At 73.2% G+C, this 24204-nt stretch carries 32 protein-coding genes and 1 tRNA gene; 25 read left to right on the forward strand and 8 right to left on the reverse strand.

Annotated features, from left to right (window positions below; translation table 11 throughout):
- The first annotated feature begins 12 nt into the window (after positions 1-12).
- Entirely contained in the window at positions 13-714 is a 702-nt protein-coding gene (locus ABLM29_RS09310; RefSeq protein WP_349713820.1) for a TetR family transcriptional regulator, read from the forward strand.
- A gap of 11 nt (positions 715-725) precedes the next feature.
- A complete protein-coding gene (locus tag ABLM29_RS09315; RefSeq protein WP_349713821.1) occupies positions 726-1271 on the forward strand; it encodes a DUF1697 domain-containing protein in 546 nt (181 codons plus the stop codon).
- Here ABLM29_RS09315 and ABLM29_RS09320 read toward each other — a convergent pair.
- Both ABLM29_RS09320 and ABLM29_RS09325 read right to left on the reverse strand, forming a co-directional pair.
- Complete coding sequence (locus ABLM29_RS09320; protein WP_349713822.1) at positions 1243-2511, reverse strand: MFS transporter; 1269 nt, start codon at positions 2509-2511, stop codon at positions 1243-1245. The genes ABLM29_RS09315 and ABLM29_RS09320 overlap by 29 nt on opposite strands.
- Positions 2508-3056: an ArsR/SmtB family transcription factor gene (locus tag ABLM29_RS09325; RefSeq protein ID WP_349713823.1), complete on the reverse strand. Its 549-nt coding sequence runs from the start codon at positions 3054-3056 to the stop codon at positions 2508-2510. The genes ABLM29_RS09320 and ABLM29_RS09325 overlap by 4 nt, the downstream gene beginning before the upstream one ends.
- A 122-nt stretch (positions 3057-3178) precedes the next feature.
- Between ABLM29_RS09325 and clpS the strand changes: the two genes are divergently transcribed.
- The 6 genes from clpS (at position 3179) to ABLM29_RS09355 (ending at position 6428) form a co-directional block, all read left to right on the forward strand.
- Positions 3179-3487, forward strand: coding sequence for an ATP-dependent Clp protease adapter ClpS (gene clpS / locus ABLM29_RS09330; protein ID WP_502889203.1), 309 nt, complete (start codon positions 3179-3181; stop codon positions 3485-3487).
- Between the two features lie 14 nt (positions 3488-3501).
- On the forward strand, positions 3502-4092 hold the full coding sequence (locus ABLM29_RS09335) for a DUF2017 domain-containing protein (RefSeq protein WP_349713824.1): 591 nt from the start codon (positions 3502-3504) through the stop codon (positions 4090-4092).
- Between the two features lie 69 nt (positions 4093-4161).
- Positions 4162-4602 (forward strand): M67 family metallopeptidase, encoded by a 441-nt coding sequence (locus ABLM29_RS09340; protein ID WP_349713825.1) that lies wholly within the window; start codon positions 4162-4164, stop codon positions 4600-4602.
- Complete coding sequence (locus tag ABLM29_RS09345; RefSeq protein ID WP_349713826.1) at positions 4602-4874, forward strand: MoaD/ThiS family protein; 273 nt, start codon at positions 4602-4604, stop codon at positions 4872-4874. Before ABLM29_RS09340 ends, ABLM29_RS09345 begins: the two co-directional genes overlap by 1 nt.
- A gap of 13 nt (positions 4875-4887) precedes the next feature.
- The gene (locus ABLM29_RS09350) at positions 4888-5445 is read left to right on the forward strand and encodes an NYN domain-containing protein (protein ID WP_349713827.1); all 558 of its coding nucleotides are present in this window, start codon (positions 4888-4890) and stop codon (positions 5443-5445) included.
- 32 nt (positions 5446-5477) lie between these two features.
- On the forward strand, positions 5478-6428 hold the full coding sequence (locus ABLM29_RS09355) for a PLP-dependent cysteine synthase family protein (RefSeq protein ID WP_349713828.1): 951 nt from the start codon (positions 5478-5480) through the stop codon (positions 6426-6428).
- A gap of 22 nt (positions 6429-6450) precedes the next feature.
- On the opposite strand, the gene ABLM29_RS09360 is transcribed toward ABLM29_RS09355, so the two are convergent.
- Positions 6451-7560: an alkaline phosphatase family protein gene (locus ABLM29_RS09360; RefSeq protein ID WP_349713893.1), complete on the reverse strand. Its 1110-nt coding sequence runs from the start codon at positions 7558-7560 to the stop codon at positions 6451-6453.
- A gap of 77 nt (positions 7561-7637) precedes the next feature.
- On the opposite strand from ABLM29_RS09360, the gene ABLM29_RS09365 reads away from it, so the two are divergent.
- The 5 genes from ABLM29_RS09365 (at position 7638) to rdgB (ending at position 11616) form a co-directional block, all read left to right on the forward strand.
- On the forward strand, positions 7638-8471 hold the full coding sequence (locus ABLM29_RS09365; protein WP_349713829.1) for an MBL fold metallo-hydrolase: 834 nt from the start codon (positions 7638-7640) through the stop codon (positions 8469-8471).
- A 47-nt stretch (positions 8472-8518) separates the two neighbouring features.
- Positions 8519-9430 carry an ABC transporter ATP-binding protein gene (locus ABLM29_RS09370; protein WP_349713830.1) on the forward strand — a complete coding sequence of 304 codons (912 nt, stop codon included), beginning with the start codon at positions 8519-8521 and terminating at the stop codon, positions 9428-9430.
- Positions 9427-10230, forward strand: a complete 804-nt coding sequence (locus tag ABLM29_RS09375) for an ABC transporter permease (RefSeq protein WP_349713831.1) — start codon at positions 9427-9429, stop codon at positions 10228-10230. Before ABLM29_RS09370 ends, ABLM29_RS09375 begins: the two co-directional genes overlap by 4 nt.
- Positions 10231-10291: 61 nt before the next feature.
- A complete protein-coding gene (gene rph / locus ABLM29_RS09380; protein ID WP_349713832.1) occupies positions 10292-10999 on the forward strand; it encodes a ribonuclease PH in 708 nt (235 codons plus the stop codon).
- Between the two features lie 2 nt (positions 11000-11001).
- Positions 11002-11616, forward strand: a complete 615-nt coding sequence (gene rdgB, locus ABLM29_RS09385; RefSeq protein ID WP_349713833.1) for an RdgB/HAM1 family non-canonical purine NTP pyrophosphatase — start codon at positions 11002-11004, stop codon at positions 11614-11616.
- 99 nt (positions 11617-11715) lie between these two features.
- Here rdgB and ABLM29_RS09390 read toward each other — a convergent pair.
- The 3 genes from ABLM29_RS09390 to bcp form a co-directional block, all read right to left on the reverse strand.
- Positions 11716-11797 (reverse strand) — tRNA-Leu (locus ABLM29_RS09390).
- A gap of 25 nt (positions 11798-11822) precedes the next feature.
- Positions 11823-13043 carry a hypothetical protein gene (locus tag ABLM29_RS09395; protein WP_349713834.1) on the reverse strand — a complete coding sequence of 407 codons (1221 nt, stop codon included), beginning with the start codon at positions 13041-13043 and terminating at the stop codon, positions 11823-11825.
- Positions 13044-13093: 50 nt separating this feature from the next.
- Positions 13094-13576: a thioredoxin-dependent thiol peroxidase gene (gene bcp / locus ABLM29_RS09400; RefSeq protein WP_349713835.1), complete on the reverse strand. Its 483-nt coding sequence runs from the start codon at positions 13574-13576 to the stop codon at positions 13094-13096.
- A 142-nt stretch (positions 13577-13718) separates the two neighbouring features.
- On the opposite strand from bcp, the gene ABLM29_RS09405 reads away from it, so the two are divergent.
- From ABLM29_RS09405 to ABLM29_RS09445, 9 genes are all read left to right on the forward strand, one after another.
- On the forward strand, positions 13719-14408 hold the full coding sequence (locus tag ABLM29_RS09405; RefSeq protein WP_349713836.1) for an energy-coupling factor ABC transporter permease: 690 nt from the start codon (positions 13719-13721) through the stop codon (positions 14406-14408).
- On the forward strand, positions 14405-14758 hold the full coding sequence (locus tag ABLM29_RS09410) for a PDGLE domain-containing protein (RefSeq protein WP_349713837.1): 354 nt from the start codon (positions 14405-14407) through the stop codon (positions 14756-14758). Before ABLM29_RS09405 ends, ABLM29_RS09410 begins: the two co-directional genes overlap by 4 nt.
- A 3-nt stretch (positions 14759-14761) precedes the next feature.
- Positions 14762-15466 carry a cobalt ECF transporter T component CbiQ gene (cbiQ, locus tag ABLM29_RS09415; RefSeq protein WP_349713838.1) on the forward strand — a complete coding sequence of 235 codons (705 nt, stop codon included), beginning with the start codon at positions 14762-14764 and terminating at the stop codon, positions 15464-15466.
- The gene (locus tag ABLM29_RS09420; RefSeq protein ID WP_349713839.1) at positions 15463-16227 is read left to right on the forward strand and encodes an energy-coupling factor ABC transporter ATP-binding protein; all 765 of its coding nucleotides are present in this window, start codon (positions 15463-15465) and stop codon (positions 16225-16227) included. The genes cbiQ and ABLM29_RS09420 overlap by 4 nt, the downstream gene beginning before the upstream one ends.
- Positions 16224-16472, forward strand: a complete 249-nt coding sequence (locus tag ABLM29_RS09425; RefSeq protein WP_349713840.1) for a DUF3618 domain-containing protein — start codon at positions 16224-16226, stop codon at positions 16470-16472. Before ABLM29_RS09420 ends, ABLM29_RS09425 begins: the two co-directional genes overlap by 4 nt.
- Positions 16473-16492: 20 nt before the next feature.
- On the forward strand, positions 16493-16816 hold the full coding sequence (locus ABLM29_RS09430; RefSeq protein WP_502889205.1) for a GroES family chaperonin: 324 nt from the start codon (positions 16493-16495) through the stop codon (positions 16814-16816).
- Positions 16817-16876: 60 nt separating this feature from the next.
- Positions 16877-17644: a crotonase/enoyl-CoA hydratase family protein gene (locus ABLM29_RS09435; RefSeq protein WP_349713841.1), complete on the forward strand. Its 768-nt coding sequence runs from the start codon at positions 16877-16879 to the stop codon at positions 17642-17644.
- 68 nt (positions 17645-17712) lie between these two features.
- Positions 17713-18675 carry a WYL domain-containing protein gene (locus ABLM29_RS09440; protein WP_349713842.1) on the forward strand — a complete coding sequence of 321 codons (963 nt, stop codon included), beginning with the start codon at positions 17713-17715 and terminating at the stop codon, positions 18673-18675.
- Complete coding sequence (locus ABLM29_RS09445; protein WP_349713843.1) at positions 18675-19673, forward strand: helix-turn-helix transcriptional regulator; 999 nt, start codon at positions 18675-18677, stop codon at positions 19671-19673. Before ABLM29_RS09440 ends, ABLM29_RS09445 begins: the two co-directional genes overlap by 1 nt.
- Positions 19674-19676: 3 nt before the next feature.
- Here the strand turns inward: ABLM29_RS09445 and ABLM29_RS09450 are convergent, their stop codons facing one another.
- Both ABLM29_RS09450 and ABLM29_RS09455 read right to left on the reverse strand, forming a co-directional pair.
- On the reverse strand, positions 19677-21014 hold the full coding sequence (locus ABLM29_RS09450; RefSeq protein WP_349713844.1) for a TIGR04338 family metallohydrolase: 1338 nt from the start codon (positions 21012-21014) through the stop codon (positions 19677-19679).
- Positions 21015-21061: 47 nt separating this feature from the next.
- Positions 21062-22339, reverse strand: a complete 1278-nt coding sequence (locus tag ABLM29_RS09455; RefSeq protein WP_349713845.1) for a uracil-xanthine permease family protein — start codon at positions 22337-22339, stop codon at positions 21062-21064.
- Between the two features lie 95 nt (positions 22340-22434).
- On the opposite strand from ABLM29_RS09455, the gene ABLM29_RS09460 reads away from it, so the two are divergent.
- From ABLM29_RS09460 to ppk2, 3 genes are all read left to right on the forward strand, one after another.
- Positions 22435-22839, forward strand: coding sequence for a DoxX family protein (locus ABLM29_RS09460; protein WP_349713846.1), 405 nt, complete (start codon positions 22435-22437; stop codon positions 22837-22839).
- 36 nt (positions 22840-22875) lie between these two features.
- Entirely contained in the window at positions 22876-23196 is a 321-nt protein-coding gene (locus tag ABLM29_RS09465) for a DUF1905 domain-containing protein (protein WP_349713847.1), read from the forward strand.
- Positions 23197-23324: 128 nt separating this feature from the next.
- Positions 23325-24188: a polyphosphate kinase 2 gene (gene ppk2 / locus ABLM29_RS09470; protein ID WP_349713848.1), complete on the forward strand. Its 864-nt coding sequence runs from the start codon at positions 23325-23327 to the stop codon at positions 24186-24188.
- Positions 24189-24204 lie beyond the last annotated feature (16 nt).

Raw genomic sequence — 24204 nt, forward strand, 5'->3', positions numbered from 1 at the left:
GACGCTGTGTCCGTGTCCGAGAGCAGCCCTGAGCCCAGCCCTGAGCCCGGCCCCGCCGCGTCCCGACCGCCGACCGCGCTGCCGGAGGCCGGGCTGCGCGAGCGGCGCAAGCAGGCCACCCGGCGCGCGCTGGAGGAGGCAGCGCTGCGCCTGTTCGCGCGGGACGGCTTCGACGCCACCACGGTGGAGGCGATCGCCGCCGAGGCCGAGGTCTCCACCCGCACCTTCTTCCGCTACTTCGCGACCAAGGAGGACGTGCTCAACCCGCTGCGCGAGGCCCGTCAGGGGATGCTCCGCGAGGAGCTGCTGGCGGTGCCCGGGGACGGCGGCGACCTGCTCGCGGTCGCGGTCGAGGGGCTGTGCCGGGTGGCGCCCGACTTCGAGGCCGAGCGCGAGCTGACGCTGCTGTGGAGCCGCGCCGCCTACTCCTCCGCGGTCCTCCGCGGCCGCCTGTACGACGTCCTGCGCTCCTGGGAGGTGAAGCTGGCCGGGGCGCTGGCCGAGCGGACCGGGGCCGGTGCCGACGATGCGGCGGTCGTCGCCGCCGCGGCCACCGCCGTCACGCTCTGGCAGCACGCCGTGGAGCGGTGGCTGGCCGATCCCGGGGCCGGGGCGCCCGGCGGGGCGGACCTCGCCGGCCACGTGCGGGCGCTGCACGCCGCGCTGCTGCCGGGCTCGGGGCACGATCGGGAGCAGCCGTCGGCGGGGGAGTGAAGACTGGCCCCATGACGACCTACGTGGCCTTCCTCCGGGCGATCAACCTCGGCGCGAACCGGAAGTTCCCGAAGGACGCGATCGTCGCCGCCACGCGGGCGGCGGGCTTCGACGGCGTGGCGACGCACATCAACACCGGCAACGTCCGCCTCGACACCGGCCGCCGCTCCCGGGCCCGGATCGAGGAGGCGCTGGAGGCGGCGTACCTGGCCGAGGCCGGGTTCGAGGTGCCGACGATCGCCTTCACCGCGGCGGAGCTGGCCGCCGTCGCGGGGGTCGCCGACGCGCTGGACCACGACGGGCGGCACTACGTCTCCCTGCTCAAGGAGGAGCCGGACGCCGCCACCCTCGCGGCGCTGGAGGCGGCCATCGCCGCCTCCGGGGCGGAGGGGGAGCGGGTGCACGTCGAGGGGCGCGCGGCGCACCTCCTGCTCGCCGAGGGCGAGAGCCAGTACCACACCGCGAAGCTCTCCAACGCGTTCATCGAGCGCCACCTCGGGGTGGCCACCAACCGGAACGCGACGGTGATCAGGACACTGGCGCAGAAGTGGTGCTGACCGGGGAGCCGGCCGCGACCACCGGCACCCGGCGCAGGTTGCGCACGGAGGGCGAGCAGAGCAGCACCAGCAGGCAGATCGTCGCGTAGGCCACGCCCGCGACCAGCATCATCGTCTGCACGCCCACCACGAGCCCGAGCGGGCCGAACGCCAGCTGGCCGATCGGGATCGCGACGAACGAGCCGAGCATGTCGTAGGAGTAGACCCGCGACAGCATCTCCTCGGGCACGTGCTCCTGCATCGAGAGGTCCCAGCCGAGGCCGAAGACCTCGATCCCGGCGCCCGCGACGAACGCCGCGACGAGCACGATCCACAGCTGGTCGGTGGTGCCCAGCGCGAGCATCGGCAGGCCGAACGCGGCGCAGCCGAGCATCCCCCAGAACAGCGGTCGCTCGAGCCGTACCCGGGTGAAGACCAGCGCGGTCAGCAGCAGGCCGGCGGCGGTCGCGGAGCCGATCAGGCCCCAGCCCGCGGCACCGAGGGCGCTCTCCTTGGCCCGGACCGGGCCCAGCGTGTCCAGGCCGCCGGCGTGCAGCGCGTTGAGGACGCCGAACGACAGCACGACCACCCACAGCCAGGTGGTGGAGCGGACGAAGGTCCACCCCTCGCGCAGGTCGGCCACGACGCCGGTGCGCTCCTTGCGCTCGGCCGGCGGCAGGGCGATCGGCAGCAGCAGGGCGGCCGCGACGAGGTAGGTGGCGCCGTCGACGGCCAGCGCCCAGCCCGGGCCGGCGGTGACGACGAGCCCGCCCGCGATGGCAGGGCCGAGCACCGCGAAGGTGTTGCGCAGCATCGAGTTGAGGACGTTGGCCTGTTGCAGCTCGGCCCGCGGGACCAGCTGCGGCATCAGGCTGGCCAGGGCCGGCTGGTTGGCGGCGGCGACGGTGCCGTTGACCGCGGTGAGGGCGACCAGGTGCCAGACCTGCGCGTGACCCGAGATCACCAGGGTCGCGATCGCGAGCTGGCTCAGGCCCGAGGCGACGTTGCCGACCTGGATCACGCGGGTCCGGCCGAAGCGGTCGGCGATCACGCCGCCGAGCAGCACGAACGCCACCATCGGGATGCTGTGCGCGGCGAGCACCAGGCCGAGCGCGCCGGGGGAGTGGCTGACCTCGAGCACCGCGAAGGCGAGGGCGACCGGGGCCATGGTTCCGCCGACCAGGTTGATGGTGCGGGAGGCGAAGTACCACCGGAAGCTGCGGTGGCGCAGGGGCGCGAGCGCCCCGGTCCGGGCGGTCATCGCTCCTCCTCGGATGCAGGGGTGGCACCGGTGGCGTCGCCCGCGTCCATCCGGAACGCGGCGACGGTCAGGCTGGTGCGCACCGTGCCGGGGGTGCGCGGGCGCTGCGCGCTCTCGTGCAGCAGCACGGCGGCCTCCTGGACCATGTCGCGCACCCGGTCCCAGGTCTCCTCCTCCACCCACAGCTCGGCGTCGGTGAACGACCCGCGTCCGGGCGCGCGCAGCTCGAAGCGGCGCAGCATCTCCCCGGCCATCGCCCGTACGTCGGCGGCGAGCTGCCCCGGGACGGCGGGCGGCTCGGGGCGGTCGGCCCGGTAGCGGTAGCGCTTGGCGACCCCGCCGCGGATCCGCTCCTCGCCCTCGACCACGATCAGGTCGGCGTCGTGGAGCTGGCGCAGGTGGTAGGAGGCGTTGGCGTGGCTGATGTCCAGCTCGCGGGCGACCTCGGCGGCGCTCATCGCGGCTCCGGTCAGCAGCGACAGGATCTGCAGCCGGACCGGGTGCGCGGTGGCGCGCAGTGCGCTGGTGTCCTGGTTCTCGCCCATTCCCACTCACTCTCAAAGAGTTCTTGGGGAGTAGTCGACCACGCGCCCCCGGCAACTGTCAAACAGTTCTTGGGGGGTCGGTCCGGTGAAGGCGCCCCCGACCCGTGTGCCACCATGGAGCCGTGACGACCGCGAGCCCTGCGAAGGTGGATCCGGGCGTCGAGGAGGACTTGACGCCGGACGCGATCACGGTTGCCGACACGCCCTGGGTGACCGTGGTGTGGAACGACCCCGTCAACCTGATGTCCTACGTCTCCTACGTGTTCACCAAGTACTTCGGCTACTCCAAGAGGAAGGCCGAGAAGCTGATGCTCGAGGTGCACGAGGACGGCCGGTCCGCGGTCAGCAGCGGCAGCCGCGAGGAGATGGAGCGCGACGTCCAGGCCATGCACGAGTACGGCCTCTGGGCCACCCTGCAGAAGTCCGAGTGAGGTCAGGACCGACCATGGCGGGTTTCGTCCGGCACCGCCGGAGCAAGCAGATCATCGCGACCTTCTCGGCCTTCGAGGCCGACCTGCTCAGGTCGCTGGCCGCGCAGCTCATCGAGCTGCTGCACAACGAGGCGGCCGTCCCGGCCCGCGACGACGACCCGCTCGCGGCGCTCTTCGACTTCGCCGGCCCCACCGAGGAGCCCGAGGACCCGGTCCTGGCGCGCCTGCTGCCCAACGCCTACCGCGGCGACGCGGAGGCGGCCGGTGAGTTCCGCCGCTACACCGAGGGCGCGCTGCGCGACAGCAAGTCCCGCGCCGCCGGCAGCATGATCGAGGCGCTGGAGCAGGCCGGCCTCCCGCAGGAGCCGGGGCCCGAGGAGATCACCCTCGACGTCGAGCTCGACCACGAGGACGCCCAGGTCTGGATGCGCTCGTTCACCGACCTGCGGCTGGCGCTGGCCACCCGGCTCGGCGTCGAGGAGGGCGACGAGGAGTATTGGGAGTCCCTCCCCGACGAGGACCCCCGGGCCCAGGCGCACCACATCTACGAGTGGCTCGGCTTCCTCCAGGAGACCCTCGTCCAGGCCGTCTCCGGCCGCCGCTGACCGGCGCCCGCGATGTCCGCCGCGCGGGCGGATTCCCGGGCCGCACCCGGCACCGCCTAGGCTGAGACCGTGTTGCGGATCGACCAGGCGGCGTACGACGCCATCGTGGACCACGCCAAGCGGGACCACCCCGTGGAGGCGTGCGGAATGGTCGTCGGCCCCCTCGGGTCCGACCGACCCGAGCGCTTCATCGAGATGGTGAACGCCGCCGGCAGCCCCACGTTCTACGAGTACGACTCGACGGACCTGCTCCACCTCTACAAGGAGATGGACGACCGGGACGAGGAGCCGGTGGTCATCTACCACTCGCACACCGCCACCGAGGCGTACCCGAGCGTCACCGACATCAAGCTCGCCGGCGAGCCCGGAGCCCACTACGTGCTGGTCAGCACACGTGAGCACGGGAATAACGACGGCCCGGTGGAGTTCAGGTCCTACAGAATCACCGACGGCGACGTCACCGAGGAACCGGTGGAGATCGTCCCGACCCTTGCTAGGAGCGAATCCTGATGGCCATCGAGGTCCGTATCCCGACCATCCTGCGTACCTACACCGGCGGCGAGAAGGCCGTCTCCGGTGAGGGCGAGAGCCTGAGTGCGCTGATCGACTCGCTCGAGGCGGGCCACCCGGGCATCAAGGAGCGCCTGATCGACAACGGCGACCTGCGCCGCTTCGTCAACATCTACATCAACGACGAGGACGTCCGCTTCATGGGCAGCCTCGAGGCCCCGCTGGCCGACGGCGACCAGGTGGTCATCCTTCCGGCCGTCGCCGGCGGCTGATAGGAGTGGCGGCGTGAGCGAGCGCCGTACCTTCGTCCTCGTCGACGGCGAGAACGTCGACGCCACCCTCGGCAACTCCCTGCTGGGCCGCCGCCCGGCGCCGGAGGAGCGGCCCCGCTGGGAGCGGGTCACCGACTTCGCGGAGGACCTGTGGGGGCAGCCCGTCACCGGGCTCTTCTTCCTCAACGCCAGCAGCGGCAGCCTGCCGACCTCGTTCGTGCAGGCGCTGCTGGCGATGGGCTACCGCCCGGTCCCGCTGTCGGGGTCGGCCGAGGAGAAGGTCGTCGACATCGGCATCCAGCGCACGCTGGACGCGCTCCTCGCCCACGACGACGCCGACGTCCTGCTGGCCAGCCACGACGCCGACTTCGCGCGCCACCTCGGCTCGCTGGTCGACGGCGATCGCCGCGTCGGACTGCTCGGGTTCCGGGAGTTCACCAGTGCCCAGCTGACCGGGCTCGGGGTCCCGCTCTACGACCTCGAGGACGACGTCAAGGCGTTCAACCAGCCGCTGCCGCGCACCCGGATCATCCCGCTCGCCGAGTTCGACCCCGAGTTCTTCCTGCGCTGACCGCGCTGTTCCCGAAAGGCCGTCCTGCTTCCATGACCCGCTTCGACAACCTGCTCTCCTCCGTCGGCGGCACGCCGCTGGTCGGGCTGCCCGGGCTGTCGCCGTCCCCGGACGTGCGGATCTGGGCGAAGCTGGAGGACCGCAACCCGACGGGCTCGATCAAGGACCGCCCCGCGCTCAAGATGATCGAGGAGGCGGAGAAGGACGGCACGCTCCGGCCCGGCTGCACGATCCTCGAGCCGACGTCGGGCAACACCGGCATCTCGCTGGCGATGGCCGCGAAGCTCAAGGGCTACCGGATCGTCTGCGTGATGCCGGAGAACACCTCCGAGGAGCGGCGCCTGCTGCTGCGGATGTGGGGCGCCGAGATCGTCTCCAGCCCCGCCGCCGGCGGCTCGAACGAGGCCGTGCGGGTGGCCAAGCGGATCGCCGCGGAGCACCCCGACTGGGTGATGCTCTACCAGTACGGCAACGCCGCCAACGCCCTCGCGCACGAGGAGGGGACCGGCCCCGAGCTGCTGGCCGACCTGCCCTCGATCACCCACTTCGTCGCCGGCCTCGGCACGACCGGCACCCTGATGGGCGTCAGCCGGTTCTTCCGCACCGCCAAGCCCGACGTGAAGATCGTCGCCGCCGAGCCCCGCTACGGCGAGCTCGTCTACGGCCTGCGCAACCTCGACGAGGGCTTCGTGCCCGAGCTGTACGACGCCTCGCTGATCGACAGCCGGTTCTCGGTCGGCCCGCGCGACGCCGTACGGCGGGTGCGCGAGCTGCTGGAGATGGAGGGCATCTTCGCCGGCATCTCCACCGGCGCGATCCTGCACGCCGCGATCGGCCAGGCCGCCAAGGCGGTCAAGGCCGGCGAGTCCGCGGACATCGCGTTCGTGGTCGCCGACGCCGGCTGGAAGTACCTCTCCACCGGTGCCTACGAGGGCACCGTCGACGACGCCGAGGACCGCCTCGAGGGCCAGCTCTGGGCCTGAGCTCGCCGGCCCCGGCACCGACTCAGTCGGTCCAGGCGAGGTTCTGCTTCCGGTTCCACTTGCTGTCCGGGACGGCGCGCAGGCCGAGCAGGTCGGTGGCGACGTTGGCCAGCTCGCCGTTGCGGACCGGCTGCTTCCCGCCGAACCGCGGCCGGTCCTTGCCCGGGTCGCGGCGCACCTTCGCGTTCATCGCGTACAGGTTGCCGCGGTCCACGCCGGGCCCCCAGACCAGGAACGGGACCCGGTAGTCGTCCCGCTTGGTCGCGTTGCCGTGCCCGGTGGTGCCGGGGACGCCGCCGTGGTCGGCGGTGAGGACGATCCGCACGTCGGACAGGCGCGGCTTCTCCTTGATCGTGTCCAGGACCGTGCCCAGCAGCCGGTCCAGGGTGCGCACGGCGGTCAGGTAGGCCGGGCTCATCCACTTCTGCGCGTGCCCGGTGTGGTCGGCCAGGCCCAGGTGGAGGAAGGTGAACGCCCGGTCGTGGCGGACCAGGTCGCGACGCAGGACCCGGACCAGCGCGGCGTCCCGCTCCTCGCGGATCACCGACCGGTTCACGGCCCCCGGCCAGGAGCGGTCGAAGATCGAGAACTTCGTCTTGGTCGAGAAGAGTGCGGTCTTCCCGCCGGCGGCGTGCACGACGTTGAAGACCGACGCGATGCCGGCGTCCCCGGAGGCGTTCTGGACGGTGCTCCCGGGGCGGTCGGTGTTCCAGGTGACGCCGTGGCCGCCGTGCGAGGCGGAGATCCGCCGCCCGGTGATCATGCTGGTGTGGTTGGGCAGGGTCACCGTCCGCTCCACCTGGGTGCGGGCGTTGAGGGTGGAGGCGCCCTGGCGCATCAGCCGGTGCAGGTGGGGCGTCCCGGCGCGGCCCAGCCGGGTCAGCGCGGTCGGGTTGAGCCCGTCGAGCGAGATCGCCAGCACCCGGCCGTCCGGCGTCGCGCGGGAGGCGTCGGCGCGCGTGGTGGCCGACGACGGGCCGGAGGCAGCCGCCAGGGCCGCCGAGGTGGGCGCGGCGCCGGTGTGCGCGCCGGCGGGGGAGTCGGTGGTGGCCGCGCACGCGGTCGCGGTCGCGGCTCCGAGGGCGAGGGCCGTCAGGAGCGTGGCGGCGCGGCGGCGGTGCGTGGGGTGCATCACGCGACGAGCGTACGGGGCCGTGACCTGCGTCTTGAATCGTGCCCCGGGGAGGCGCGACGCCTTAGGGTGGAACGGTGCAGCAGCAGGACCACGTCGATGTGGATGCCCCCACCGGGAGCGGCAGCGTTCCGCCCGGCGGGGTGCGCGTGACCATCGTCGGGTGCTCGGGCTCCTACCCCGGCCCCGACTCCCCGGCCAGCTGCTACCTGGTGCAGGCCGCCGACGCCGACGATCCCGACCGGGTCTGGAGCCTCGTCCTCGACCTGGGCAACGGCGCGCTCGGCGCGCTGCAGCGCTACGTCGACCCGCTGGCCATCGACGCCGTGCTGATCAGCCACCTGCACGCCGACCACTGCGTCGACATGACCAGCTACTACGTGCTCCGCAAGTACCACCCCAGCGGCTCCCAGCCGCGGATCCCGGTGTGGGGGCCCAAGGGCACCCCGAGCCGGCTGGCGAACGCCTACGACCTGCCCCGCAAGCCCGGGATGCGCGAGGAGTTCGAGTTCACCGCGTTCGACGGCGAGCCGTTCACCGTCGGGCCGTTCTCGGTGGAGGCCGCCGAGGTGGACCACCCGGTCCCGGCGTGGGCGATGCGGGTCAGCGCCCACGGCAAGGTGGTCGCCTACAGCGGCGACACCGGACCCACGCCGGCGCTGGTCGAGATCGCCACCGATGCCGACCTGTTCCTGTGCGAGGCCTCCTTCCGCGACGGCGACGACAACCCGCCGAACCTGCACCTGACCGGCGTCGAGGCGGGGGAGACCGCGACGAAGGCCGACGCGCGCCGCCTGGTGGTCACCCACGTGCCGCCGTGGCACGACGCGCCGACGATGCTGGCGGAGGCGCGCTCGTCGTACTCCGGTCCGTGCGAGCTGGCCGCGGCCGGCGCCGTCTACGACCTGTAGTCCGCACAAACCCCGCGACGCTGGGGCCGGTCGGGCAGGCTGTGCCCATGATCGTCGTCGACCACCTGACCAAGCGCTACGGCGGTTTCACCGCCGTGGAGGACGTCAGCTTCGCCTGCCGGCCGGGCCGGGTGACCGGCTTCCTCGGCCCCAACGGGGCCGGCAAGACCACCACCATGCGGGTCATGGTCGGCCTGACGCCGGCCAGCGCCGGCCGGGTGACGATCGGCGGCCACGCGTTCGCCTCGATCCCCAACCCGGGCCGCCACGTCGGCGTCCTGCTCGACGCCTCGGCGCAGCACGCCGGCCGCACCGGCCGGGAGATCCTGGCGCTGGGTGCGACCGCGATGGGCCTGCCGTCGTCGCGGGTCGACGAGATGCTGCACCTGGTCGGCCTCACCGACGGCGAGGCCAAGCGCCGGCTGCGCAACTACTCCCTCGGCATGAAGCAGCGGCTCGGCATCGCGCACGCGCTGCTCGGCGACCCGTCGGTGCTCATCCTCGACGAGCCCGCCAACGGCCTCGACCCCGCCGGCATCCGGTGGATGCGCGGCCTGCTGCGCGGCTACGCCGACCGCGGCGGCACCGTGCTGCTCTCCAGCCACCTGCTCCACGAGGTGGAGATGATCGCCGACGAGATGATCCTGATCGGCAACGGGCGGATCGTCGCCCAGGGTGACCAGCGGTCGCTGCTCGCCTCGCGGGGCGGCGCCGCCAGCGCCCTGGTGATGTCGCTGGACAACGCCCGGCTGGGCGCCGCGCTGGCCGCGGCCGGCCACGCCGTCACGCCGGCCGGCCCGGGCCTGCGGGTCGCCGCGACGGCCGAGCAGGTCGGCCGGGCGGCCCTGGACGCCCAGGTCGTGCTCACCGACCTGCGCGACGGCGGTGGCGGGCTCGAGGAGCTGTTCCTCGAGCTCACCTCCTCCAGCCAGCGCGACGCGATCGGAGCGACCCGATGACCACCACCGCCCAGCCGTTCCACCTCGACGTCTCGGGCACCGCGCCGGTGCCCTTCTGGCGCCAGGTGCTGGTCGAGCTCCGCAAGTCCTACGACACCCGCGCCGGCCTGTGGCTGCTGATCAGCATCGCCGGCCTGGTCGCGCTCGTCGAGGGCTTCATCGTGGTCGTCACGGTGATCGAGGGCGGCTTCATCGCCTTCAGCGACCTCGCCATCATCGCCGGCGGCATCACCTCGCTGCTGCTCCCGGTGCTCGCGATCCTGCTGGTCACCACCGAGTGGTCGCAGCGCAGCGCGATGGTGACCTTCAGCCTGGAGCCGCGCCGGTCGCGGGTGGTCCTGGCCAAGCTCGTGGTCTCGGTGCTGTACGTCGTCGCCACCCTCGTCGCCATGTACGCGATCGCCGTGGTGGCGACCGCCATCTGCGACATCGCCGGCGACGGGGCGGTCAGCTGGCGGGTGGACGTCAGCGGCACCGTCGGCTTCGCGCTGGTCCAGGTGCTCACCATGACGATCGGCTTCGCGCTGGGCGCGCTGCTGCTCAACACCCCCGCGGCGATCGTGGTCTTCTTCCTCTACTGGTACCTGCTGCCGATCGTCCTGTTCGCGGTCGGCTCCATCCGCGAGTGGCTGGGCAACGCCCTGGAGTGGGTCAACTTCCAGGCGGCGGTCGCGCCGCTGGGCGACTGGCAGCTCGACACCGCCGAGGAGTGGGGCAAGCTGCTGGTCTCGACGGCGCTGTGGATCGGGGTGCCGATGGTCGCGGGTCTCACGCGGATCCTGCGGGCCGAGGTGAAGTGACCCGGGGCCGGGCCGAGGCCGGGCGCCCGGACGTCCGCGGCGCCCGCTAACTTGGTGGGTCATGAGCACCCGTGAGGACGGCCGCGCCGACGACGATCTCCGCCCGATCAAGATCACCCGCGACTGGCTGGACCACCCGGCCGGCTCGGTGCTGATCGAGTTCGGCAAGACCCGCGTGCTGTGCGCCGCCTCGGCCTCCGAGGGCGTGCCGCGCTGGCGCAAGGGCAGCGGCCTGGGCTGGGTCACCGCCGAGTACGCGATGCTGCCCGCCTCCACCAACACCCGCTCGGACCGGGAGTCGGTCAAGGGCCGGATCGGCGGCCGCACGCACGAGATCAGCCGGCTGATCGGCCGCTCGCTGCGCGCGATCATCGACGACAAGGCGCTGGGCGAGAACACCATCCAGATCGACTGCGACGTGCTCCAGGCCGACGGCGGCACCCGGACCGCGGCGATCACGGGCGCGTACGTCGCCCTCGCCGACGCCTGCGCGAAGCTGGGCGTGCCCCAGGCCCTGACCGGTTCGGTGGCCGCGGTGAGCGTCGGGATCATCGACGGCGTGCCGCGCCTGGACCTGCCGTACGTGGAGGACGTGCGCGCCGAGACCGACATGAACGTCGTGATGACCGGCGACGGCAAGTTCGTCGAGGTCCAGGGCACCGCCGAGGGCGCCGCCTTCGACCGCGCCGAGCTGGACGCCCTGCTGGGCCTGGCCGAGAAGGGCTGCGCGGACCTGACCCGGCTGCAGGCCGAGGCGCTGGGGCGCTGACGGTGGCCGCCCCGCGGGTCCTGGTGGCCACCCGCAACGCTAAGAAGCTGGAGGAGATGCACCGCATCCTCCGCGAGCACCTGCCCGCGGTGGAGGTGCTCGGCCTCGACGACGTCGCCGCCTTCGACGAGCCCGTCGAGGACGAGCCCACGTTCGCCGGCAACGCGCTGCTCAAGGCGCGGGCGGGGGTGGCGGCCACCGGCGTCGCCACGATCGCGGACGACTCGGGCCTCTGCGTGGACGCGCTCAACGGCATGCCGGGGGTGCTCTCGGCGCGCTGGAGCGGCCCGCCGAAGTCCGACGAGCGCAACAACGAGCTGCTGCTGGCGCAGCTCTCCGACGTGCCGGACGAGCGGCGCGGCGCCCACTTCGTGTGCGCCGTGGCCGTGGTGCTGCCCGACGGTCGCGAGCTCGTCGTCGAGGGCCGGATGGAGGGCCGCGTGATCCGCGAGGTCCGCGGCGCCGGCGGGTTCGGCTACGACGTGCTGTTCGTCGCCGACGACCGCCCGGGCCTGACCACCGCGGAGCTCACCCGCGAGGACAAGGACGCCATCTCGCACCGGGGCCGCGCGCTGCGCGAGGTCGCGCCGCAGGTCGCCAAGCTGCTGGCCGGCTGAGCCCGATCCTGCGGGCCCGGGCCGGGTCGTGTGCCTGAGACCCCGGATATCCGGGGTCTCAGGCACACGACCCCCAAGCGTGATCGGTGCGCGATCGGGTGCCGAAGGCGGGAGTCGAACCCGCACGCCCGAAGGCACAGGTACCTAAAACCTGCGTGTCTGCCTGTTCCACCACTCCGGCGTGGGACGGGCGACCCCGGTCGGGGTCACTCGTCCCAGGTCCATCCTCCCAGCATGGTCTCGAAGGCCGCGTCCACCCCGTTGTCGCTGGCCTTGCGGGACAGTGCGATGGAGTAGGCGTTGTTGCCGGAGACGGTCAGGTACGCGACCTGGTAGATCTCGACGTCGGCCGCGTTCGTGCGGCTGATCTGCACACCGATGGCCCGCTTGCCGTCGATCTGGCGCTCGGGCAGGTCGCTGACCACGGCGCTGGAGTCCCCGCCGACCAGCAGGCCGCGCCAGTCGTCCTCGAGGTCCTCGGGGTCGGAGCTGCCGTTGGCCGAGCCCGCCTCGATGATCACGTTCGCCCGCGCGGTCTGGATCGACTCGCCCCACATCGCGGCCTTGTCGAGCGCGCCGGTCGAGGACGGGTCGGCCTCGCGGAACACGTCGGTGGCGTCGGTCCACTCGTCCGACGGCAGCACCACCGTGTAGCCGGTGCCGTCGAGGGTGGGTCCGGTGCCGGGGGACTCGGTCTCCTTCGTCTTCCCGGACCCCTTGGACGTCGACGAGGACGGGTCGGCCCCGGGCGTCGGCTCGTCGCCGCCGGCGAGGGCCACCACCGCGACGACGATCCCGATCACGAGCACGACGGCGAGCGCCGCGAGGCCGACCAGCAGGCCGGTGCGGGACTTCTTCGGTGCGGGCGGCGGCGGGTAGCCCGTCGACCGGTAGGCGTGCTGGTACCCGGCCGGGTAGCCCTGCTGCGGCGGCGGGTACTGGGGCGTGGGGGGCTGGGGCGTGGGTGACTGGTACGGCGCCTGCGCCGTCGGCTGGGCGGGCGGCGGCGCGGTGGTCGGCGCGGTGGGCGGGGCCGGCTTACCGGAGGGGGCCGGCCACTGGGGAGCCGACGTCGCGGCGTCCGGGTCGAGCCCCCGGACGAGCTCCATCGGCACGCGGCCGAGCGCGTAGCCCAGCACCGCGCACGCCCACTGGCACCCGCGCGTGTCGGTGCTGCCGCGGTCGCGGGCGAGCCGCAGCCCGGCCGCCTCCACCGCCTCGGTGGTGCCCGCGCCGCTGTCGAGCATCCCGAGCATGCCGTCGAGGGCGCCCAGGCGCACCGCGTCGGTGAGCAGGTTGATCGTCCCGCCGGACGCGGTGCCCTCGTCGAGGTAGTCGTCGAGCGCGCCGCGGAACGCCGACGCGTCGAGGAACAGCGCCGTGCCGTGGTCGCGGGCGAGCTCGGCGAGTGCCTGGTGCAGATCCATCGCTCTCCTCCGGTCGGGGCCGACCTCGGCGCGCTGCCTGGCGGGGACGATCAGGCGGTCAGCCCGAGATCCCTGCGCAGCTTGGCCACGTGGCCCGTCGCCTTCACGTTGTACTGCGCCACCGCGATCGTCCCGTCAGTGTCGACCACGAAGGTGGACCGGATCACGCCTTCCACGATCTTTCCGTAGAGCTTCTTCTCCCCGAAGGCCCCGAAGGCCCGGTGCACGTCGAGGTCGGGGTCGGAGAGCAGCGGGAAGGTGAGGCCGTCGCGCTCGCGGAACTTGGCCAGCTTGGCGGGGGTGTCCTTGGAGACGCCGAGCACCGTGTAGCCGGCGGCCTGCAGCGCGTCGAGGGAGTCGGTGAAGTCGCAGGCCTGCTTCGTGCAGCCCGGGGTCATCGCCGCGGGGTAGAAGTAGACGATCACCTTGCCGCCCTTGCGGACGTCCGCGAGGGAGACCTCGTTGCCCTGGTCGTCGGGCAGCGTGAAGTCGGGGGCGGCGTCGCCGGCGGCCAGGCGGGTGGGAGTGCTCACGGGATCTCCTGCGGTCTCGTCGTTACGGCGGCGCTGTCGCTATTGCAAACAGCATGCAATAGGCTCGCATGCGGCGCCGCCGGTGCGGTGCCCCTCCATCCAACTACAGCCGACGACAGCCAACGACAGCCGGGAGCACCCCATGCACGTGCCCGACGCATTCCTCGACGCACCCACGTCGGTGGCGACCGGGGCCGTGGCGGCGGCCGGCGTGGCCGTGGCGCTCCGCAAGGCCCGCACGGAGCTCGACGACCGGACCGCGCCGATGGCCGGCCTGGTCGCCGCGTTCGTCTTCGCGGGCCAGATGATGAACTTCCCGGTCGGCGCGGGCACCAGCGGGCACCTGCTCGGCGGCGCGCTCGCGGCGGTCCTGGTCGGCCCGTGGACCGCGGCGCTCTGCGTGAGCGTCGTGCTGCTCGTGCAGGCGCTGTTCATGGCCGACGGCGGGCTCACCGCGCTCGGCACCAACATCACGCTGATGGCGCTCGTCGGCGTCTTCGTCGGGTACGGCGTCTTCCGGCTCGCCATGCTCGTCCTGCCCCAGCGCGTCGGCTCGGTGCCGGTGGCCGCGGCGATCGGCGCCTTCGCCTCGGTCCCGGCCGCGGCGACCGTCTTCACCCTCCTCTTCGCGGTCGGCGGCACCGCCGACATCGACACCGGCACGGTGCTCACCGCGATGCTCGGCTGGCACACCGTGATCGGCCTCGGCGAGGCCGCGATCACCGGTCTGGTCGTCGGCGCCGTCGTCGCCTCCCGCCCCGACCTCGTCCACGGCGCGCGCGGGGTCCGCGCCGCCCAGCCGCTCCTCGTCACCCCGGAGGCCGCCCGATGAGGAACCGACGCTTCCTGGTCGTCGGCCTGCTGGTCACCCTCCTGATCGCCGGGGTCGGCAGCTACTACGCGAGCAGCCACCCCGACGGGCTGGAGTTCGTCGCGGAGAAGACCGGCTTCCTGGACTCGGCCGAGGACTCCGCGGCCGCCGACAGCCCGTTCGCCGACTACGGCACGGCGGGGGTCGAGGACGAGCGGCTCGGCGGCGGCATCGCCGGCGTGGTCGGCGTACTCCTGGTGCTCGGTCTGGGGACCGGCCTGTTCCTGGTGCTCCGTCGGCGCGGCCCCGAGGGCGGGGCCGAGGCATCCGAGGAGTCCGCGGACGAGCCCGCCGACGCCGGGCGGGCCTGAGGCATGGGCGCGGGCCACGGCCACCGGCTCCACTTCCACGGCCACTCGGCCGTCCACCGGGCGCCGGCGCACCTGAAGATCCTGGTGCTGCTGGCGTTCGTGCTGACCGTGGTGGCGACGCCGCGCACCTGGTACCCGGTCTTCGGCGTCTACCTGGTGGTGCTGCTCGCGGTCATCGCGCTCGCGCGGGTGCCGGTCACCTACGTGCTGAAGCGCGCCGTGATCGAGGTGCCGTTCCTGGTCTTCGCCGCGCTCATCCCGTTCGTGGCGGAGGGGCCGCAGGTCCCCCTGTTCGGCTGGGAGGCGGTCATGGTCTCCGAGCCCGGCCTGGTCGCGGCCTGGGGGCTCGCGGTCAAGGGCACGCTCGGCGTGATCGCCTCGCTGACGCTCGCCGCGACCACGGAGCCCGACGCGGTCCTGCTCGGGCTGCAGCGGCTGCGGATGCCGCACCTGATCGTGCAGATCATGGGCTTCATGATCCGGTACCTCGACGTGGTCACCGCCGACCTGCGGAGGATGATGACCGCCATGCGATCGCGCGGCGTCGACCCCCGCTCGCCCCGGCACTGGCCGGCGCTGGCGAAGACCCTCGGCGCGCTCTTCGTGCGCTCCTACGAGCGCGGGGAGCGCGTCCACCTGGCGATGCTGTCGCGCGGGTACGACGGCCGCCTCCCGGAGGGGCTGCTGTCCGACGGGAGGGGCCGATGACCCCGGTGCTCGACGTCCGGGGCCTCGCGTTCGCCTACCCCGACGGCCACCAGGCGCTCTTCGGCGTCGACCTGCACGTGCACGCCGGCGAGCGGGTCGCGCTGCTCGGGCCGAACGGAGCCGGCAAGACCACCCTGGTGCTGCACCTCAACGGCATCCTCACCGCCGACGCCGGCCAGGGGGCCGGGTCGGTCAGCGTCAGCGGGCTGCCGGTGACCAGGAAGAACCTGCTGGAGATCCGGCGGCGCGTCGGCATCGTCTTCCAGGACCCCGACGACCAGCTCTTCCTCGGCTCGGTGCGCGCGGACGTCGCCTTCGGCCCGGCGAACCTCGGGATCAAGGGCGCCGCGCTGGAGCGCCGGGTGATGGACGCCCTCGACATGGTCGGGATGGCCGACTTCGCCGACCGGCCGCCGCACCACCTCTCCTTCGGCCAGCGCCGGCGGGTGGCGGTCGCGACCGTGCTGGCGATGGAGCCGGAGATCCTGGTCCTCGACGAGCCGTCGTCCAACCTCGACCCGGCCTCGCGCCGCGAGCTGGCCGACATCCTGCGGTCGCTGGACGTGACCGTGCTGATGGTGACGCACGACCTGCCTTACGCGCTCGAGCTGTGCCCGCGGTCGGTGGTGCTCAGCCAGGGCCGCGTGGTCGCCGACGGGTCGACGTACGACGTGCTGACCGACGCGGAGCTGATGAGCGCCCACCGATTGGAACTCCCGTTCGGCTTCGTGCCGGTCCGCGTTGATAGCCTGCACCCGTGAGCAACCAGCCCGCAGACATCGAGCGCGAGATCGAGGAGACGCGTGAGCGTCTCGCCGGCACCATCGACCAGCTCCTCTACCGCTCGCACCCCAAGACGATCGCGCGCCGCGAGGTCGCCCAGGTGAAGGCCTATTACGTCGACCCGGCGACCGGTGAGCCCCGCACCGACAACATCCTCAAGACCGTCGGCATCGTCGGCGGCGTCGTCGCCGCGCTCGTCATCATCCGCAAGATCGCCGGCTGACCGAACCCGTGAGCAGTGCCGTGTCGGACAAGACACCGATCAAGATGCTGCACGACCGCATCCTGTGCGAGCTCGACACCGACACCGGTGAGCGGCGCTCGTCCGGGGGGATCGTGATCCCGGCGACCGCGGCGATGGGCGGCAAGCGCCTCGCCTGGTCCCGCGTCGTCGCGGTCGGGCCGCACGCCCGCGCCGTCGAGTCCGGCGACCGGGTCCTCTACGACCCGGAGGACAAGGCCGAGGTCGAGGTCCAGGGCGAGGTCTACGTGGTGATGCGCGAGCGCGACATCCACGCCGTCGCCGCCGACCGCCTCGCCGACGAGTCCGCCGGCCTCTACCTCTGAATCGGCCGAGCGCGTCTCCGCTTCGCTCCGCCGCGCAGTCGAGGCCCGTAGGGTCGTCGCATGGCTGTCGAGGTGGAGAAGCGCGGTCCGGTGACCGTGGTGACGCTGGACCGGCCGGAGGTGCGCAACGCCGTCGACGACGCGCACTCCGCGGCGCTGGTGGAGGCGTTCGAGGCCTTCGAGGCGGACGACGACGCCTCCGTCGCGGTCCTGTACGGCGCCGGCGGGGTCTTCTGCGCGGGCGCGGACCTGAAGGCGGTCAGCCGCGGCGAGCGCACGGTCAGCGCGCCCGGCGAGGGGCCGGGACCGATGGGCCCGACCCGGATGCTCCTGTCGAAGCCGGCGATCGCCGCCGTCGAGGGCTACGCGGTCGCGGGCGGCCTGGAGTTGGCGCTCTGGTGCGACCTGCGGGTCGCCGACCCGGACGCCGCGTTCGGCGTCTTCTGCCGCCGCTGGGGCGTGCCGCTGATCGACGGCGGCAACGTGCGGCTGCCGCGGCTGATCGGCCACTCCCACGCGCTCGACCTGATCCTGACCGGCCGCGAGGTCGGCGCCGAGGAGGCGCTGCGGATGGGGCTGGCCAACCGGGTCAGCGCGCCCGGGCGGGCCCTCGAGGAGGCGATCGCGCTGGCCGAGAGCCTCGCCGCCTTCCCGCAGACCTGCCTGCGCGCCGACCGGATGGCCTCCTACGAGCAGCACGACCTGCCGCTGGGCGACGCGCTGAGGGTGGAGTGGAACCACGGCCTGCGGGCCTTGGCCAGCGATACTGTCCTGGGCGCGACGCGGTTCGCCGGCGGTGCCGGACGCCACGGTTCGTTCGACGACTGACTCGGGACCAGGTTCGGCGACCAGCGACGCGTCGGCACTGACAGCGACGGGCGGCACGGAGGACGACGGTGGCGAAGGGTCCGGGACGGGACCAGCGGGGGCCGATGGAGCGGCTGGTGCGGATCGCGGCGGTGCTGCGCGCCGCCGGGCCGGCCGGGGTGCACCGGGATCGCCTCCTGGCACTCGCGGGGTTCGACGGCAAGGACGCGGCCAGCCAGCTGGCCCGCGAGCTGCGCCACCTCACCAACCAGGGCTGGCAGATCGACAACCTCGCCGAGGCCGGTGAGGACGCCGTCTACGCCATGACCACCGTCGACAACCGGCTCCGCGTCCGGCTGACCCCCGAGCAGCAGACCCAGCTGCGCCGCGCGGTGCTGCTCGCCGACCGCGACGACCTGGTCACCCGGCTCGGGCTACCCCGCGACGCCCGGCCCGCGGAGGTCGCCGCTCAGGTCTCGCCCGCGGCGGAGGAGCTCGACGCGGCGGTCGCGGTCGTCGTACCCGCCGTCCGGGACCGTGCGGTCCTCCGGTTCGGCTACAAGGGCCTCCCGCGGGTGGTCCACCCCGAGTCGGTCCAGGCCCGCAACGGCACCTGGTACCTGCGCGGCATCGAGGACGCGGCCCTGGACGCCGGCGGCCCGGTGAAGACGTTCGTGGTGACGCGGATGGTCGACCCCGAGGCCGGCCCGGCCGGGTCGGCGCGACCGGTGCCGTCGGTGCGCCACGCCGGGCTGCACCCGATGACCTGGGAGATCGACCCGCCGGTCGAGGTCGCGCTGCGCACCTCGCTGGCCTTCGAGCCCGACGTACGCCGCTGGCTCGGCGACCCGATCGAGATCGAGGACGACGGCGGGGCCGCCTGGGGGGTGCGGATGACCTACCGCGTCACCAACCGCGCGGCGCTGCGCGACCGGCTCAACGAGCTGGGCCGCCGGGTGCGGATCGAGGGGCCCGAGGAGGTCCGCCGCGAGGTGCTCGACGCGCTGGCCGTCGCGGCCGGCCTCGACCGCGCTCACGAGGAGGGTGCCTGATGCCCGCCGTCCCCAAGTACGCCGCCCGGATCGCCCGGCTGCCCCAGGTCTTCGAGCGGCTCGCCGCGCACCCCGACGGCCTGCCGCTGGCCGACCTCGCCGCCGGCCTCGGCGTCCCGGCCGCCGAGCTCCGCGACGACCTGCTGGCCTTCTACTCCGCGGACGTCTCCGCCGACTGGCTGCTCGGCCTGACCCGCCCCGACGTGCTGGAGTTCCTCGGCCCCGACGGCGCCGACGCCGACCCGACCGAGGCGGAGGTCGTCCGGTTCGTGGAGGAGCACGGCGAGCTCGGGGTGGAGTACGTCGACGCGGCCGAGCTGGCGCTGGTCTACTCCGCCGCCCTCGCGCTGCTCGACATCGAGCCCGAGAACATCGACCTGATCGACGCGATCGGCGTGCTGACCGACACGATGGTCGGCGACGCGGGCCTGGCGGGGGAGCCGGCCGCCCGCCACTGGAACCGGCCGCTGCCCCTGTTGCAGCAGGCGCACGAGCGGCGCCGGGCGGCGCGGATCGTCTACTCCCGGTCCTGGCAGCACGGCGTCACCGAGCGCGAGATCGAGCCGTACCGGCTGGTCCAGACCCGCCGCGGCTGGGAGGTGGACGCCGGCCCGGTCCGCGACGACGGCAGCCTGCGGACCTACCTGCTCTCCAACATCCGGGAGGTCGAGGTGCTCGAGCGCGGCTTCGAGCCGCCCGCGGACCTCGACGAGCGCCTGGCCGCACAGCGGGCCACCGAGACCGTGCGGGTCTGCGTGCCCCACGACGCGCGCTGGGCCGTCGACTTCTACGCCGAGCGGTCGACCGTGGTGCAGGACGACGAGGAGCTGGTCGCCCTCGACGTCGAGCTGCTGCCGCCGCTGGAGCGGCGCGTCGGGATGCTGATGCTGGCGTCGGGGCCGGAGGCCTTCGTGGTCTCCCCGCCGGAGCTGGAGTCCGCCGGCGCCGTGCTCGCCGAGGAGCTGCTGGTCCACCACTCGCTCGACCCGGCCGAGTAGGACTCAGCCCGCGCCGATCTCCCGCTCGTCGCTGAGCCGCGCCCGGTCGGCGGCGCGGTGCCCCTCGCCGGCCGCGCTCGGCGCGGAGGCCATGGAGGAGCGGCGGTCGCCCTTCCAGGTGCCGCGGACGCGGTTGCGGCGCAGCGCCTCGGCGAAGTAGTCGTGCACGGCGACCTCCTTCTCCCGCAGCGCCAGCGCCGTCTCCGAGGAGGTCGGGGCGTCCTCGGGACGGATCCCGCGGCCACCGCGCCGCCCGTCCGGTCCCTCGCCGGTGGCGGCCGCGATCTCGGCCCGCCGGGCCTCGCCGAGCCGCTGGCCGATCCGCAGCGCGTAGGCCTCGTAGAAGGCCAGCCGCGCGGTGATGGTGGCGACCTGCTTCTTCTCCCAGCGGCGCCGGCGGGCGTTCCAGGTGCGCACGGTCTCCCGCTCGGTGGAGGCCAGGTAGCGCTCGCAGTCGGCGACCATCTGGACCAGCAGCGACTCGTAGAGCGCCTTGGTCACCTCGATGTCGGCGGCGAAGCCGTACATGGTGACCGCGGTCGAGTCGTGGCTGATCGTGCAGCGCAGGTCGTTGGTGTGGGCGACGTTGAGCAGCAGCCGCACGTAGCGGGCCAGGCCGCGCTTGCCGGGCTCGCCGATCCGGTAGTTCTCGGCCACCGGCTGGTCGTGCCGCTCCTGGCGCGCGGTGTGCGCGCGGGCCAGGGCCAGCGCGATCGAGTGCCGGGTGGCCAGGCCCTGCGCCTTGGTCAGGAAGGCCTCGCGCTCGTGCTCGTTGCGCGTGCCCTCGGCCTGCCGCAGCAGCTTGGCGATCCGTGCCAGGGTGCCGTCGTCGACGGTGTGGCTGACCTGGCCGAGCCCCTCCTCGGCGTACGCGTGCTGGAGCAGCTCGGCGGTGACGGGGGAGCCGAGGTCCTCCAGCAGCCGCACGAACGTGCCCCGCCACGCGGCGCCGTGGCCCGGCTCGCCGTGCAGGTGGTGGGCGATCTCGTGGAGCACCACCAGCCCGCGCAGCGCCCACCGGCCGCCGCGCTCGAACGGCGGCACGGCGATGGTCGCGTCGTCGAGGGAGTACGTCGCCGCGGTGCTGCCCCGCCGGGGCCGGACGCGCACGGGGAGCGCCTCGCGGCCGCCGTACCGCCTGCCGCGCTCGGCGAGGTGGCCGAGGACCTGGTCGACGTAGCGGCCGACCGCCTCGGGGTCGGTGAACCGCGGCTCCGGCTCGGGCTTGAACGTGCGCCCGTCGACGGTGATCTCGGGGCGGTCCGGGCGCAGGGTGTCCAGCCAGCCCGCCACCTGGTCCTCGGCGGCGTAGGCGGCCCAGCGGTCCGGGTCGGTGCTCATGCGAGGAGTCTGCCGGGCGGGCCCGACACGGGCGAACCCGCGCGGCCTCAGAAGGCGTCGTCCTCCGCCCGCGCCTCGGGGCCGCGCAGGCGCTGCAGCTGCGCCATCCCGTGGTAGAGCACGATCGCGGCGATCGTGCCCAGCGTGATCCCGGTGAACGTCATGTCGCCCCACGACAGCGTCAGGTCGCCGATCGCGATGATCAGCGCCGCGGCGGCGGGGAACTGGTTGACCGGCTGGGAGAAGTCGACCCGGTTGTCGATCCAGATCCGGACGCCGATCAGCCCGATCAGGCCGTAGAGGGCGACGGTCACGCCGCCCAGCACGCCGGCCGGCACGGTGTTGAGCAGCGCGCCGAACTTGGGGGAGAGGCTGAGCAGGATCGCGACGGCGCCGGCCACCCAGTAGGCGGCGGTGGAGAAGACCCGGGTCGCGGTCATCACGCCGATGTTCTCGCCGTACGTCGTCGTGGCCGATCCGCCGCCCAGGCCCGCCAGGCTCGTGGCCAGGCCGTCGGCGAACAGCGCCGTGCCCGTCCGGTCGTTGATGGTCGGGTCGTCGACCAGGTGGGCGACGCTGCGCACGTGGCCGACGTTCTCGGCGACCAGCACCAGCACGACCGGCAGGAACATCGGCACGACCGACCAGGTGACGGTCGGGTGGGCGAAGTCGGGCAGGCCGATCCAGTCGGCCTCGCGGACCGCGGTGAAGTCGAGGTCGCCGGCGAGCGCGGTGGCGACGTACCCGACGACGACGCCGACGAGGATCGACAGCCGGGCCAGCATGCCGCGGAAGGCGGCGGCGATCACGCAGATGGTGGCGAGGGTGAGCGTCGCGATCCAGGGCGCCGCCGAGAAGTTGGTGGTCGCGGCGCCGCCGAGGTTGAAGCCGATGAGGGCGACGATCGCGCCGGTGACCACCGGCGGCATCAGCGTGTCGATCCAGCCGGAGCCGGTGACGTTGACGACCAGGCCGACCGCGGCGAGGAGCAGGCCGGTGACCATGATCCCGAAGAGGGCGGAGCCCATGCCGTCGGAGGCGGTCGCGGCGAGGATCGGGGCGATGAACGCGAAGGAGCTGCCCAGGTAGCTGGGCACGCGGTTGCGGTTGAGCGTCAGGAAGAGCATCGTGCCGACGCCGGAGAAGAAGAGCGTGGTCGACGGCGGGAAGCCGGTCAGCACGGGCACCAGGAACGTCGCGCCGAACATGGCGACGACGTGCTGGGCGCCGAAGCCGACGGTCCGCGGCCAGGAGAGCCGCTCGGTGGGGCGGACGATGGCCTCCGCGGCGACGTGGCGCCCGTCGCCGTGCACGGTCCAGGACATGGCTTCCTCCTCGGCGGCGCCCCGAGTACGGCGCCTGCGCGGGAGCCTAGGGATTCGTCATCCGCGCGTCATCCCGGGCGCGTAGCGTGCCGGTCATGGCACTCGCACAGAACCTGGCCCGCATCGCGCTCGGCTCGGTGATGACCTTCGCCGGCGTCACCCACCTGACCACCGCCCGGGAGGAGTTCCAGGCGCAGGTGCCGGACTGGTTCCCGGTCGACGACGACGTCGTGGTCGTGGCCTCGGGCGTGGTCGAGATCGGCCTGGGCGCGGCCTTCGTGGCGCTGCCGAAGCGCCGCGGGCTGATCGGCGCCCTGCTGGCGGCGTTCTTCGTCGCGATCTTCCCCGGCAACATCGCGCAGTACGTCGAGGGCACCGACGCCTTCGGCCTCGACACCGACCGCAAGCGGCTGGTGCGGCTGTTCTTCCAGCCGCTGCTGGTGCTGTGGGCGCTGTTCGGCGGCGGGCTGCTGCGGCGCAAGGGCTCGCAGGAGGAGTGATCCGCGGCTGTCGGCGGTCCGTGGCAGCGTGGCGCCATGACCGGTGACGGCACGGCGACGACGTACGAGTTCGAGGCCGACCTGTGGCGGTGGCAGGCCCGCGACGAGCCGGGCGGCTGGTGGTTCGTCGCGCTCCCGTTCGAGGTCGCCGACGCCATCGACGAGGCGTCGGCGGGCAGGGCCGGCGGGTTCGGCAGCGTCCGGGTCGAGGTGACGGTCGGCGCCAGCACCTGGCGCACCTCGGTCTTCCCGAGCCAGGAGCGGAGGACGTTCGTGCTGCCGGTGAAGAAGGCGGTGCGGGTGCGGGAGGGGCTCGTCGAGGGAGGCCCGGTCGGCGTCGCGCTGCGGCCCCTGTGACCGTGGCCGTGGGCGGCCGACTTCCCAGGACGGCGGCGGCGCGCCGCGTCCTCCGGTAGCGTCACCTGCGCCGCCGGCACCGGTGCCGGGCACCCCTACGCGAGAGCTCCCCAGACTTGGAGGCAGCGATGAAGAGCGGTTTGCCCGGTGACGCCGACGACGTCGGCACGATCCCGGAGCCGGCGACGGGGCGCGACCCGTCGGACTACAACAGCAGCGGCCGGCTCCGGTCGTCGGTCTACGACGCTGAGATCGCCCGCCTGCAGGAGCAGCTCGTCCGGCTGCAGCACTGGATCGCCTCGGAGGGGCTCAAGGTCGCGGTGATCTTCGAGGGCCGCGGCTCCGCCGGCAAGGGCGGCGTCATCAAGCGCATCACCGAGCGCACCAGCCCGCGCATCGTGCGGGTGGTCGCGCTGCCGAAGCCGACCGAGCGCGAGCGGACGCAGTGGTACTTCCAGCGGTACGCCAAGCACCTGCCCGCCGCGGGCGAGATGGTCCTGTTCGACCGCAGCTGGTACAACCGCTCGAACGTGGAGTGGGTGATGGGCTACTGCACCGAGGAGGAGCACACCGAGTTCCTGCGCAGCTGCCCGGAGTTCGAGCGGATGCTGGTGCGCTCCGGCATCGTCGTCCTCAAGTACTGGTTCTCCGTCTCCTTCGACGAGCAGCGCAAGCGGTTCGAGGCCCGCAACGAGGAGCCGATCAAGCGCTGGAAGCTCTCCGACATGGACCTCGCCGAGCACGAGCTGTACGTGCGCTACTCGATGGCGAAGGACACCACGTTCCAGTACACCGACATCAAGCAGGCGCCCTGGTACGTCGTCCCGTCGGACGACAAGAAGGCCTCGCGGCTCAACTGCATCAGCCACCTGCTCAGCCAGTTCGAGTACGGCGACGCCGTGCCCGACGAGGTGGTGCTGCCGCAGATGAAGGAGATCGCGTACGTGCGTCCGCCGGTGGCCGACCAGACGTTCGTGCCGCGCCTCTTCTGAGCGCGGACCGGGGTCG

This window comes from Nocardioides sp. YIM 152588 (assembly GCF_040191335.1).
In the GTDB taxonomy this organism is placed as follows: domain Bacteria; phylum Actinomycetota; class Actinomycetes; order Propionibacteriales; family Nocardioidaceae; genus Nocardioides.

Excerpts from the sequence above, each read along its gene's own strand:
- ABLM29_RS09395 (WP_349713834.1), bottom strand. The coding sequence starts at position 13,043 with ATGGATCTGCACCAGGCACTCGCCGAGCTCGCCCGCGACCACGGCACG.
- ABLM29_RS09460 (WP_349713846.1), top strand. The coding sequence starts at position 22,435 with ATGGCACTCGCACAGAACCTGGCCCGCATCGCGCTCGGCTCGGTGATG.
- ABLM29_RS09435 (WP_349713841.1), top strand. The coding sequence starts at position 16,877 with ATGGCTGTCGAGGTGGAGAAGCGCGGTCCGGTGACCGTGGTGACGCTG.
- ABLM29_RS09360 (WP_349713893.1), bottom strand. The coding sequence starts at position 7,560 with ATGCACCCCACGCACCGCCGCCGCGCCGCCACGCTCCTGACGGCCCTC.
- ABLM29_RS09325 (WP_349713823.1), bottom strand. The coding sequence starts at position 3,056 with ATGGGCGAGAACCAGGACACCAGCGCACTGCGCGCCACCGCGCACCCG.
- ABLM29_RS09370 (WP_349713830.1), top strand. The coding sequence starts at position 8,519 with ATGATCGTCGTCGACCACCTGACCAAGCGCTACGGCGGTTTCACCGCC.
- ABLM29_RS09420 (WP_349713839.1), top strand. The coding sequence starts at position 15,463 with ATGACCCCGGTGCTCGACGTCCGGGGCCTCGCGTTCGCCTACCCCGAC.
- ABLM29_RS09450 (WP_349713844.1), bottom strand. The coding sequence starts at position 21,014 with ATGAGCACCGACCCGGACCGCTGGGCCGCCTACGCCGCCGAGGACCAG.
- ABLM29_RS09345 (WP_349713826.1), top strand. The coding sequence starts at position 4,602 with ATGGCCATCGAGGTCCGTATCCCGACCATCCTGCGTACCTACACCGGC.
- rph (WP_349713832.1), top strand. The coding sequence starts at position 10,292 with ATGAGCACCCGTGAGGACGGCCGCGCCGACGACGATCTCCGCCCGATC.
- ABLM29_RS09375 (WP_349713831.1), top strand. The coding sequence starts at position 9,427 with ATGACCACCACCGCCCAGCCGTTCCACCTCGACGTCTCGGGCACCGCG.
- ABLM29_RS09405 (WP_349713836.1), top strand. The coding sequence starts at position 13,719 with ATGCACGTGCCCGACGCATTCCTCGACGCACCCACGTCGGTGGCGACC.
- cbiQ (WP_349713838.1), top strand. The coding sequence starts at position 14,762 with ATGGGCGCGGGCCACGGCCACCGGCTCCACTTCCACGGCCACTCGGCC.
- ABLM29_RS09315 (WP_349713821.1), top strand. The coding sequence starts at position 726 with ATGACGACCTACGTGGCCTTCCTCCGGGCGATCAACCTCGGCGCGAAC.
- ABLM29_RS09335 (WP_349713824.1), top strand. The coding sequence starts at position 3,502 with ATGGCGGGTTTCGTCCGGCACCGCCGGAGCAAGCAGATCATCGCGACC.
- ABLM29_RS09355 (WP_349713828.1), top strand. The coding sequence starts at position 5,478 with ATGACCCGCTTCGACAACCTGCTCTCCTCCGTCGGCGGCACGCCGCTG.
- ABLM29_RS09410 (WP_349713837.1), top strand. The coding sequence starts at position 14,405 with ATGAGGAACCGACGCTTCCTGGTCGTCGGCCTGCTGGTCACCCTCCTG.
- ABLM29_RS09445 (WP_349713843.1), top strand. The coding sequence starts at position 18,675 with ATGCCCGCCGTCCCCAAGTACGCCGCCCGGATCGCCCGGCTGCCCCAG.
- ABLM29_RS09320 (WP_349713822.1), bottom strand. The coding sequence starts at position 2,511 with ATGACCGCCCGGACCGGGGCGCTCGCGCCCCTGCGCCACCGCAGCTTC.
- ABLM29_RS09455 (WP_349713845.1), bottom strand. The coding sequence starts at position 22,339 with ATGTCCTGGACCGTGCACGGCGACGGGCGCCACGTCGCCGCGGAGGCC.
- ppk2 (WP_349713848.1), top strand. The coding sequence starts at position 23,325 with ATGAAGAGCGGTTTGCCCGGTGACGCCGACGACGTCGGCACGATCCCG.
- ABLM29_RS09465 (WP_349713847.1), top strand. The coding sequence starts at position 22,876 with ATGACCGGTGACGGCACGGCGACGACGTACGAGTTCGAGGCCGACCTG.